Here is a 10,253-nt window from a genome sequence, read left to right on the forward strand (position 1 = left end):
CAAGCCAGCTCCCACAGGTTATCGGGTGTTCTTCTTGACCAGTTTCATCACCACCACAAAGAACACCGGCACAAACACCACCGCCAGCGTCGCCGTGATCATCCCGCCGATCACGCCTGTACCAATGGCCTGTTGGCTCGCCGAGCTGGCCCCGGTGGCAATCGCCAGCGGCACCACGCCGAGGATGAACGCCAGGGACGTCATGATGATCGGCCGCAGGCGCAGCCGCGCCGCTTTCAAGGTGGCGTCGATCAAGTCTTCGCCTTGTTCGTAAAGGTCCTTGGCAAACTCGATGATCAGGATCGCGTTTTTTGCCGACAGGCCGATGATGGTGATCAGGCCCACCTTGAAGAACACATCGTTGGGCATGCCGCGCAACGTCACCGCCAGCACTGCACCGAGCACGCCCAGTGGCACCACCAGCAGCACCGAGGTCGGGATCGACCAGCTTTCATACAGCGCCGCCAAACACAGGAACACGATCAACAGCGACAGGCCCAGCAGCAACGGCGCCTGGGAACCGGACAAGCGTTCCTGCAGCGACAACCCGGTCCATTCCTGGCCCAGGCCGGCCGGCAGTTGGCTGACCAGGCGCTGAATTTCTTCCATCGCCTGGCCAGTACTGTGCCCTGGCGCCGCTTCGCCGGAAATCGCGATGGCCGGGTAGCCGTTGTAGCGTGACAACTGGGTAGGCCCCTGGGTCCACTTGGCTTCGACAAACGCCGACAGCGGCACCATCTTCCCGGCGTTGTTGCGCACGTGGATCTTCATCAAGTCCGCCACCTGGCTGCGCTGGTCACCTTCGGCCTGCACCACCACCCGCTGCATGCGGCCCTGGTTGGGGAAGTCGTTGATGTAGGCCGAGCCGATCGCCGAGGACAGCACGTTGCCCACATCGGCGAACGACACGCCCAGCGCATTCGCCTGCTTGCGGTCCACTTCCAGTTGCACCTGCGGGGCCTCGGCCAGGGCGCTTTCGCGCACGTTGGCCAGGATCGGGCTCTTCTCGGCCGCCGCGAGCAACTGCGTGCGGGCGGCCATCAATGCGGCGTGACCCACACCGCCACGGTCCTGCAGGCGGAACTCAAAGCCGCTGGACGTGCCCAGGCCATCCACCGGGGGCGGCAGGATCGCGTAGGCGATGGCATCTTTAAGTTCGCTGAACGCGGCGTTGGCCCGGTCGGCAATCGCCGAGGCCGAGTCGTCGCTGCTGCGCTGGGACCAATCCTTGAGGGTGGTAAACGCCAGCGCGGCGTTCTGCCCGGAACCGGAGAAGCTGAAGCCCATGATCATGGTGGTGTCGCCCACCCCAGGCTCCTCGGCGTTGTGCGCCTCGATCTGTTCGGCCACCTGCACTGTACGGTTCTTGCTGGCGCCGGGGGGCAGTTGGATATCGGTGATGGTGTAGCCCTGGTCTTCCACCGGCAGGAACGAGGAGGGCAGGCGCGTGAACATTAGCCCCAGGCCCACCAGCAGCACCAGGTAAATCAGCAGGTAGCGGCCGCTGCGCTTGAGGGCGTAGGCCACCCAGCCTTCGTAACGGTGGGTGAGCTGTTCAAAGCGCGTGTTGAACCAGCCGAAGAAACCACCCTTGGCATGGTGCTCGCCCTGGGGAATCGGCTTGAGCAACGTGGCACACAGCGCCGGGGTCAAGGTCAGGGCGAGGAAGGCCGAAAACAGGATCGAGGTGGCCATCGACAGCGAGAACTGCTGGTAGATCACCCCCACCGATCCCGGCATGAATGCCATCGGCAGGAACACCGCCACCAGCACCAGGGTGATACCGACGATGGCGCCGGTGATCTGGCCCATGGCTTTGCGCGTGGCGTCCCGGGGCGACAGGCCTTCGGTGGCCATGATGCGCTCCACGTTTTCCACCACCACAATGGCGTCGTCTACCAGGATGCCGATGGCCAAGACCATGCCGAACATGGTCAGCACGTTGATCGAAAAACCCAGCAGCAACATGGTGGCGAACGTGCCCATCAACGCCACCGGCACCACCAGCGTCGGGATCAGCGTATAGCGCACGTTCTGCAGGAACAGGAACATCACCGCGAACACCAGCGCCATGGCTTCGAGCAAGGTATAGACCACCTTGGTGATCGAGACCTTGACGAACGGCGAGGTGTCATACGGGATCTTGTATTCCACATTGGCCGGGAAGTAGCGCGACAGCTCGTCCATCTTCGCCCGCACCAGGGTGGCGGTGTTCAGCGCGTTGGCACCCGGGGCCAGCTGTACGCTGACGGCGGTGGACGGCTTGCCGTTCAGGCGCGTGGAAAACTGGTATTCCTGGCTGCCGACTTCCACCCGCGCCACATCGCCGATGCGCACGGTGGAGCCGTCCGGGTTGGCCTTGAGCACGATGTCGGCAAACTCGGCCGGGGTGGACAGCTGGCCCTTGACCAGGATCGCCGCGGTGATTTCCTGGGTCTTGGTGCCCGGCAGGTCGCCGATGCTGCCGGCCGAGACCTGGGCGTTCTGCGCGCTGATCGCGGCATTCACATCGGCCGGTGTCAGGTTGAAACCCACCAGCTTCTGCGGGTCGATCCAGATGCGCATGGCGCGCTCGGCGCCATACAGCTGCGCCTTGCCCACGCCATCGAGGCGCTTGAGCTCGTTCATCACGTTGCGCGCCAGGTAATCGCTGAGCGCGACGTCATCGAGCTTGCCGTCGTTGGAGGTCAGGGTCACCAGCAACAAGAAGCCGGCGGAGACTTTCTCCACCTGCAAACCCTGTTGGGTTACCGCCTGGGGCAGGCGTGGCTCCACCGCCTTGAGGCGGTTTTGCACATCCACCTGGGCCATTTCCGGGTCGGTGCCCGGCTGGAAGGTGGCGGTGATGGTCGCCGAACCGAGGCTGCTCTGGGATTCGAAATACAGCAGGTGATCGGCGCCATTGAGCTCTTGCTCGATCAGGCTGACCACGCTTTCGTCCAGGGTCTGGGCCGACGCGCCCGGGTACACCGCGTAGATTTCGACTTTCGGCGGCGCAACGTTGGGGTACTGGGCCACCGGCAACTGCGGGATGGCCAGCGCGCCGGCCAGCAGGATAAACAGGGCCACCACCCAGGCGAAGATCGGGCGGTCAATAAAGAACTGCGGCATGGCGGGTTATTCCTTTACCAGATGGCCCGAGGCAGGGCTGTCATCCACTTCGACTTTTTCACCGGGGCGTGCGTGTTGGAGGCCTTCGACGACAATGCGGTCGCCGGGCTTGAGGCCGCTGCTGACGATCCAGCGGTCCTCAATCACCGCGCCCAGTTCCACCGGCTGCTGGCTCACGGTCTGCTCGGCGTCCAGCAGCAACACCATGGGGATGCCCGCGCTGTCACGGGTGATGGCGCGTTGCGGCACGCTGATGCCTTGCTTGTCCACGGCTTGTTCCAGGCGCACCCGTACAAAACTGCCAGGCAGCAGGTCGAGGTCCGGGTTGGGGAATTCGCTGCGCAGGATGATCTGCCCGGTGCCCGGGTCGACGCTGATCTCGGCGAACAGCAGCTTGCCCGGCAACGGGTACAGGCTGCCGTCGTCCTGGATCAGCGTGGCCTTGGCCTGGTCCTGGCCGACCTGCTTCAGGCTGCCGGCACGGAAGGCGCGGCGCAGGTCGTTGAGTTCGCGGGTGGACTGGGTGAGGTCGGCGTGGATCGGGTCCAGTTGCTGGATGATCGCCAGTGGCGTGGCTTCGTTCTGGCCGACCAGTGCGCCTTCAGTGACCAGTGCGCGACCGATGCGCCCGGAAATCGGCGCGGTCACGGTGGCGTAGCCCAGGTTCAGCTTGGCGCGCTCCACGGCGGCCTTGTTGGCGGCGACTTCGGCGTTGGTCTGACGCACGGCGGCGCGGGCGTTGTCGTAGTCCTGGCCGCTGATGGCGTTGCCTTCTACCAGCTGGCTGTAGCGTTGCTCTTGCAGGCGCGCCTGGAAGGCATTGGCTTCGGCCTTGCTCAAATTGGCCTGGGCGCTGTCGAGGTCAGCCTTGAACGGGGCCGGGTCGATGCGAAACAGCACGTCGCCCTGTTTCACGTCGTGGCCTTCCTTGAACACCTGCTGCATCACCACACCGGCCACCCGTGCACGCACCTCGGCGATACGCGGCGCAGCAATGCGCCCGCTCAGTTCGCTGGTGATAGAGAGGGGCTTGGCCTGCAGGGTTTCGATGCGGACCTTGGCCAGGGGCATTTCCGGCGCTTGCGCGCTGGACTTGTCACAGGCACTCAAGGCCAGCGTCAGGGCCAGCAGGCAAAACGGCGCAAACAGATTCTTCGACATGCTCATATCCCAATATTGACTGGCGCATCCTAAAGACACCTGCGCCGTGGTGCTGTGAAGCTGTGTAGGGCGTGTGTGAAGAAATGTAAGGTGCGGCCCATAGGCGGTAAAGGGCGTATATCCTTGCACAATCCTGCAAACAACAAAGATCAAATGTGGGAGCAGGGCTTCTGTGTAGGAGCTGGCTTGCCTGCGATAGCATCGCCTCGGCCTCACTGAAAGACCGAGTTGCCTGCATCGCAGGCAAGCCAGCTCCCACACAAGCCCGCTGCCACAAGGGTCTTTGCTCAGCCTACGAACCGTATTATCTGGAAACACCATGCCCAACATCCTCCTGGTAGAAGACGACGCCGCACTCTCCGAGCTGATTGCCAGCTACCTGGAACGCAATGGCTACCACGTCAGTGTGCTCAGCCGTGGCGACCACGTACGCGAACGTGCACGCCTGAACCCACCGGACCTGGTGATCCTCGACCTGATGCTGCCCGGCCTCGACGGCCTGCAAGTGTGCCGCCTGCTGCGCGCCGATTCGGCGGGCCTGCCGATCCTGATGCTCACCGCGCGCGACGACAGCCACGACCAGGTGCTGGGCCTGGAAATGGGCGCCGACGACTACGTCACCAAACCTTGCGAGCCCCGGGTGCTGCTGGCCCGTGTGCGCACGCTGTTGCGCCGCAGCAGCCTGTCCGAGCCCCTGGCGGCCAATGACCAGATCATCATGGGCAACCTGTGCATCGACCTGTCGGAGCGCACCGTGACCTGGCGCGAACAGGCGGTGGAGCTGTCCAGCGGAGAATACAACCTGCTGGTGGTACTGGCCCGGCACGCGGGCGAAGTGCTCAGCCGCGACCAGATCCTGCAACGCCTGCGTGGTATTGAGTTCAACGGCACCGACCGCTCGGTGGACGTGGCCATTTCCAAGTTGCGCCGCAAGTTCGACGACCATGCCGGCGAAGCGCGCAAGATCAAGACGGTGTGGGGCAAGGGCTACCTGTTCAGCCGCTCCGAGTGGGAATGCTGATCCATGTTTCGTGTGCTGCTACGCCTCTACCTGATCACCATCGTCACCTACAGCGCGGCGATCTACCTGATCCCCAAGGGGGTGATCCAGGTGTTCGAACACCGCTACATGAACTACAACATCGAGCAGTCCCGCGGCCAGCAAAAGCTGATCGTCAAGCAGTACCTGCGAGCGCCGGTGGAGCGCTGGTCCCAGGTGACCGAACAACTGGGCCGTGATTTTGCCCCGCTGAAAGTGCAACTGCTGCTGCGCCAGGACGCCAGCTACACCCCCGCCGAAGAGCAGTTGCTGGAACAAGGTAAGCCAGTGATCCGGCTGGGGGAGTGGGGCTGGATGGAAGAGGTCAGCTCGCCGATCAATGCGCAGTTCGTGGTCAAGCTGACGATCCCGCCCGACCCGATGGACATGAACCTGCTGTACTGGGTGATCAACGTATTGATCGTCGCCGCCTTGCTCGCCTGCCTGCTGGTGTGGCTGCGCCCGCACTGGCGTGACCTGGAGCGCCTCAAGAGCACGGCGGCGCAACTGGGCAAAGGCAACCTCAGCGAGCGCACGCAGATTCCGCCCAGCTCCAACATCGGCAGCCTGGCGTCGGTGTTCGACACCATGGCCGACGACATCGAACACCTGCTCAACCAGCAGCGCGACCTGCTCAACGCGGTCTCCCACGAATTGCGCACGCCGCTGACCCGCCTGGATTTCGGCTTGGCCCTGGCACTGTCCGAAGACTTGCCGCCCGCCGGTCGCGAGCGCCTGCAAAGCCTGGTGGCGCATATTCGCGAACTGGATGAGCTGGTGCTGGAGCTGCTGTCCTACAGCCGCCTGCAAAACCCGGCGCAATTGCCGGAACGGGTCGAAGTGGTGCTCGATGAATTCATTGACAGCGTGTTGGGCAGTGTCGACGACGAGTTGGAAAACCCCGAGATCGTTATTGATGTGGCACTGGACTGTGCGGTGGAGCGCTTCAGCCTCGACCCGCGCCTCACTGCGCGCGCCTTGCAGAACCTGCTGCGCAATGCCACGCGTTACTGCGACAAGCGTATCCAGGTCGGCGTCAAGGTGTGCGCCAAGGGGTGTGAGATCTGGGTGGACGACGATGGCATCGGCATACCGGTGGACCAGCGTGAGCGTATCTTCGAGCCGTTCTACCGCCTGGACCGCAGCCGCGACCGCGCCACCGGTGGCTTCGGTCTGGGCCTGGCGATCAGCCGCCGCGCCCTCGAGGCCCAGGGCGGCACTTTGACTGCCCTGGCATCACCCCTGGGCGGGGCGCGGTTTCGCGTGTGGTTGCCCACCGTCAGCTGATCACAGCACCTTCACCGCACGGCCGATGGCCTGGATCGGCCCCGTCGGTTTGCCCGTGGGCGAGCCGTGCGGGTCTTCCAGGGTCAGCTCGAACAGTTGGTTTGGGCTGAGCGGCGGCAGCGTGTCCAGAGGGACCGACAACGTCTGCCCTGGCTTGACCAACCCCAGCGAGACCGGCCCCTGCCAGCCATCGCCCTTGGTCCAGAACTGCAAGGCCTTGTCGGCCGGCACGTGCATCGTGCCCAACGGGATCAATTGAATCCGTTGATTGTTACTGGCCTGGATCACCCAGCCCGGTGCCTGGTTTTGCGGGGCCACCAGCACCACGACAAAGGTCGGTTCGGCAGTGGGTGGGCGGGTCAGCAACAACGCCGCCAGGACCAGTGTGGTGACCAAGCCGGCACCGGCCAAACTGCGCCACACCGCCAACAGATCCCACCACGGTGTGCGTGCCGTCGAGAGATGGCTTTCGATGCGCCGCCACAGGTGCGCCGAGGGCGGCACCGGTTCCGCGAGGGCGGTCAGCGGCAGCAAGCGCTGCTCCCAGGCATCGACCGCCGCGCGCAGCTCAGCATCATGGGGCAGGCGCTGTTCCACCTCGGCACGCTGTTCGGCGGGCAGGGTGCCCAGCACGTATTCGCTGGCCAGTTCGTCCAGTGGGTTGCTCATGCCATGCACTCCCGCAGCGCGGCGAGGCTACGTTTGATCCAGGCTTTGACCGTCCCCAGCGGGGTGTCGAGTTTCCGGGCGATTTCGCTGTGGGAAAAACCGTCGACATAGGCATGCAGGATGCAATGGCGACGGCTGGGGTCGAGCTGTTCCAGGCAAGTGTGGATCTGCCCCGAACGTGCCGCAAATTCAAAGGTGTCGTTTACAGCGACTTGCTCGTGTTCATCGCCCAAGGGGACTTCGCGGTAATGGTTGCGCACGACATTGAGCGCCAAGTGCCGGGTCACGCTGAACACCCAGCCTCGGGCCGAGCCGCGACTGGGGTCAAAACTGCCAGCGCCGCGCCAGATCTTGATGAACGCGTCATGCACGATGTCTTCGGCCAGCGACTTGTCCCGGGTGATGCGTATGGCCACACCGAGCAGGTGGCTGCTTTCCTGTTCGTACAAGCGACGCAACGCGCGTTGATCACCCTGGGCGCAGGCCAACAAACAGGCTTCGTAATCAAACACACACATCCCCCAATCCTGTAGTGAGCGGGCTCGCCCCGCGCCGCAACCGCCCAAGCACCGAAATTCCCCTGTTGGAACACGGTGCCCAGGTAAACGCAGCGTAGCCGAGTTTGCTCAGTTGGCCGCCCAGAAGATGTAGTCAGCCTGGTACTTCACCACTTCCTGCTTGCCCTTGTCGGCCACGGTGCAAGCACTGCTCGGCGCCACACCGCCCTTGAGCGCAACCCGCTGGATATAACTCACGCCACTCATCGCGCCCTTGCCTTCGGCGGGGTTGGCCTTGACCAGTTGATAGGGCAGGTTGCCCGCACCCGACGGCGCTACCGCCAATTGTGTGCCGGTCACCTTCGAACCGTCCTGGGCCTGCCAGGTGGCTGGCGGGCCGAAATAGGTGCCCACTTGTTTGCCACTGCGGTCATTGAGCACTGCCTTGGGCCCGACAAAGGTCCATTCGACCTGGCCAGCGGCGTTGGCCTTGTCGCGGCACTCATAGGTGATTTCGCCCACACCTGTGGTCTCCAGGGCCACTTTGTGGCCATCCGGCACCTTGATGCTGTCGGGCAGGCCGGTCTGGGCGAATGCGGATGGCGCAGCAGCGAGCAGGGCAGTCAGGCAGAGCAGGGCTTTAGCGTTCATGGGTGACTCTCCATTGGGTAGAACAGCAGGGTTGCTGCAGGGACTACCCAGGGAAGGCACGATTGGATGCACCGATTAGAAAATAAACGGTCGAGGGCGCACACTGTGCCCCCGCTATACCCGAGGAGAGATTGGCAATGACTGGTGTCCACACGTCTGCTCAACAGGGTTTCTCGACCCAGGCTGTCACCTACGCCCAAGGTCGGCCCGACTATCCGCGACAACTCACCGGCTGGCTGACCGACGCGCTGCACATCGATGCACAGGCCACGGTGATCGACCTGGGCGCCGGGACCGGCAAATTCACCCGCTTGCTCAGCAGCCTGGCGCCGACGCTGATTGCCGTCGAACCGGTGGCGGCCATGGGCGAACAGCTGCGTAAACTCTTACCGGAGGTGCGCCTGCTCAACGGCACCGCCGAGTCCATCCCCCTGGAATCAGCCAGTGCCGACGCAGTGGTCTGCGCCCAGGCCTTCCACTGGTTCTCCACCGAGGCGGCACTGACGGAAATCCACCGCGTGCTCAAGCCCGACGGGCACTTGGGCCTGGTGTGGAATGTGCGCGATGAATCGGTGGATTGGGTGGCGGCGATCACCGAGATCATCACCCCCTATGAAGGCGACACCCCGCGTTTTCACACCGGCCGCTGGCGGGAAGCCTTCACCGGCGAGTATTTTTCCGTACCGCAGATGACCTGCTTTCCCTATCACCATGTGGGCAGCCCGCAGGAAGTGATCATGGATCGCTTCCTGTCGGTGAGCTTCATCGCGGCCTTGCCGGCTGCCGAAAAGGCCACGGTCACTGCGCAGTTGCAGGCGTTGATCGAGACCCACCCGGCGTTGCAGGGGCGTGACACCGTGGCTTTTCCCTACCAGACCCAGGCCTACGTCTGTCAGCGACTGGCAAAAAAGGCATAAAGTCAGATCACATTGATATAAGTCGTTATAAGAAAAATCGCTATCCTGCGGCCAGAAATTTATAAGGCCGCAGGTAGTTGTAATGGATGTGGGTAATGTTGGTTTCGTGGTGGCTGGCCTGATCGTTGGTTTTATTGTCGGCATGACGGGTGTAGGCGGGGGCTCGTTGATGACGCCGATCCTGCTGTGGTTCGGGATCAACCCGGCCACTGCCGTGGGCACCGACCTGTTGTACGCGGCTATCACCAAGTCCGGTGGTGTGCTGGTGCACAGCAAGAACAAGAATATCGACTGGACCATCACCGGCTGGCTGACCCTGGGCAGCGTGCCAGCGGTGCTGCTGACGTTGTGGTTCCTCGCCAGCTTGCACACTGACCCTAGCGCCATGAATGCGGTGATCAAGCAGGCGTTGGGTGTTGTGCTGTTGCTGACGGCCTTGGCCATTCTGTTCAAGAAAAGTTTGTTGGCTTTTGCCCAGCGGCATGCGGGTGACAGCTATCACATGAGCCCGCGTAACCTGAATGCGCTCACCGTGGTGACGGGGGCGATTTTGGGGACCATGGTTGCGTTGACGTCCATCGGCGCTGGGGCGCTGGGGACTGTGGCGCTGTTTATCCTTTATCCGTTTCTGGCTACACGGAGGTTGGTGGGGACTGAGATTGCCCATGCTGTGCCGCTGACCCTGGTTGCGGGTTTGGGGCATGCGAGCATGGGGAATATGGATTGGCATTTGCTGGGGTTTTTGCTGATGGGGTCGTTGCCGGGGATCTACATCGGTAGTCACATGACTGGGAAGGTGCCGGATGGGGTGTTGCGGCCTTGTTTGGCGGTTATGTTGATGACTATTGGGTATAAGTTGGCGTTTTGATCTTTGGGTATATCCGTTATTTGGGTAACGGCTGCTTATGGTTCCGCTCTTAC

9 protein-coding genes are annotated in these 10,253 nt (G+C 63.0%); 4 read left to right on the plus strand and 5 right to left on the minus strand.

The genetic code is table 11. The features are described 5' to 3' along the window. Positions 1 to 18 precede the first annotated feature (18 nt). Positions 19 to 3,111: an efflux RND transporter permease subunit gene (locus HX803_RS31585; RefSeq protein ID WP_178925994.1), complete on the minus strand. Its 3,093-nt coding sequence runs from the start codon at positions 3,109 to 3,111 to the stop codon at positions 19 to 21. 6 nt (positions 3,112 to 3,117) lie between these two features. Next, positions 3,118 to 4,272 (minus strand): efflux RND transporter periplasmic adaptor subunit, encoded by a 1,155-nt coding sequence (locus HX803_RS31590; RefSeq protein WP_178925995.1) that lies wholly within the window; start codon positions 4,270 to 4,272, stop codon positions 3,118 to 3,120. Between the two features lie 319 nt (positions 4,273 to 4,591). On the opposite strand from HX803_RS31590, the gene HX803_RS31595 reads away from it, so the two are divergent. Together HX803_RS31595 and HX803_RS31600 are read left to right on the plus strand one after the other, a co-directional pair. Beyond that, the gene (locus HX803_RS31595; protein ID WP_176997738.1) at positions 4,592 to 5,293 is read left to right on the plus strand and encodes a response regulator transcription factor; all 702 of its coding nucleotides are present in this window, start codon (positions 4,592 to 4,594) and stop codon (positions 5,291 to 5,293) included. 3 nt (positions 5,294 to 5,296) lie between these two features. Next, a complete protein-coding gene (locus HX803_RS31600; RefSeq protein WP_178925996.1) occupies positions 5,297 to 6,598 on the plus strand; it encodes an ATP-binding protein in 1,302 nt (433 codons plus the stop codon). On the opposite strand, the gene HX803_RS31605 is transcribed toward HX803_RS31600, so the two are convergent. The 3 genes from HX803_RS31605 to HX803_RS31615 form a co-directional block, all read right to left on the minus strand. Then, on the minus strand, positions 6,599 to 7,267 hold the full coding sequence (locus HX803_RS31605) for an anti-sigma factor domain-containing protein (protein ID WP_178925997.1): 669 nt from the start codon (positions 7,265 to 7,267) through the stop codon (positions 6,599 to 6,601). Further along, a complete protein-coding gene (locus tag HX803_RS31610) occupies positions 7,264 to 7,785 on the minus strand; it encodes a sigma-70 family RNA polymerase sigma factor (RefSeq protein ID WP_178925998.1) in 522 nt (173 codons plus the stop codon). The genes HX803_RS31605 and HX803_RS31610 overlap by 4 nt, the downstream gene beginning before the upstream one ends. Positions 7,786 to 7,893: 108 nt before the next feature. Next, complete coding sequence (locus HX803_RS31615) at positions 7,894 to 8,415, minus strand: DUF3455 domain-containing protein (RefSeq protein WP_178925999.1); 522 nt, start codon at positions 8,413 to 8,415, stop codon at positions 7,894 to 7,896. A 137-nt stretch (positions 8,416 to 8,552) separates the two neighbouring features. Here HX803_RS31615 and HX803_RS31620 point away from each other — a divergent pair, with 137 nt between their 5' ends. Beyond that, positions 8,553 to 9,332: a class I SAM-dependent methyltransferase gene (locus HX803_RS31620; RefSeq protein WP_178926000.1), complete on the plus strand. Its 780-nt coding sequence runs from the start codon at positions 8,553 to 8,555 to the stop codon at positions 9,330 to 9,332. Positions 9,333 to 9,414: 82 nt separating this feature from the next. After that, entirely contained in the window at positions 9,415 to 10,200 is a 786-nt protein-coding gene (locus HX803_RS31625; protein ID WP_178926001.1) for a sulfite exporter TauE/SafE family protein, read from the plus strand. Positions 10,201 to 10,253 lie beyond the last annotated feature (53 nt).

The organism is Pseudomonas sp. P7548 (genome assembly GCF_013386585.1).
Classification (GTDB): Bacteria; Pseudomonadota; Gammaproteobacteria; order Pseudomonadales; family Pseudomonadaceae; genus Aquipseudomonas.

Coding starts and splice junctions, on each gene's coding strand:
- HX803_RS31600 (WP_178925996.1), top strand. CDS start 5,297: ATGTTTCGTGTGCTGCTACGCCTCTACCTGATCACCATCGTCACCTAC.
- HX803_RS31610 (WP_178925998.1), bottom strand. CDS start 7,785: ATGTGTGTGTTTGATTACGAAGCCTGTTTGTTGGCCTGCGCCCAGGGT.
- HX803_RS31625 (WP_178926001.1), top strand. CDS start 9,415: ATGGATGTGGGTAATGTTGGTTTCGTGGTGGCTGGCCTGATCGTTGGT.
- HX803_RS31585 (WP_178925994.1), bottom strand. CDS start 3,111: ATGCCGCAGTTCTTTATTGACCGCCCGATCTTCGCCTGGGTGGTGGCC.
- HX803_RS31615 (WP_178925999.1), bottom strand. CDS start 8,415: ATGAACGCTAAAGCCCTGCTCTGCCTGACTGCCCTGCTCGCTGCTGCG.
- HX803_RS31620 (WP_178926000.1), top strand. CDS start 8,553: ATGACTGGTGTCCACACGTCTGCTCAACAGGGTTTCTCGACCCAGGCT.
- HX803_RS31590 (WP_178925995.1), bottom strand. CDS start 4,272: ATGTCGAAGAATCTGTTTGCGCCGTTTTGCCTGCTGGCCCTGACGCTG.
- HX803_RS31605 (WP_178925997.1), bottom strand. CDS start 7,267: ATGAGCAACCCACTGGACGAACTGGCCAGCGAATACGTGCTGGGCACC.
- HX803_RS31595 (WP_176997738.1), top strand. CDS start 4,592: ATGCCCAACATCCTCCTGGTAGAAGACGACGCCGCACTCTCCGAGCTG.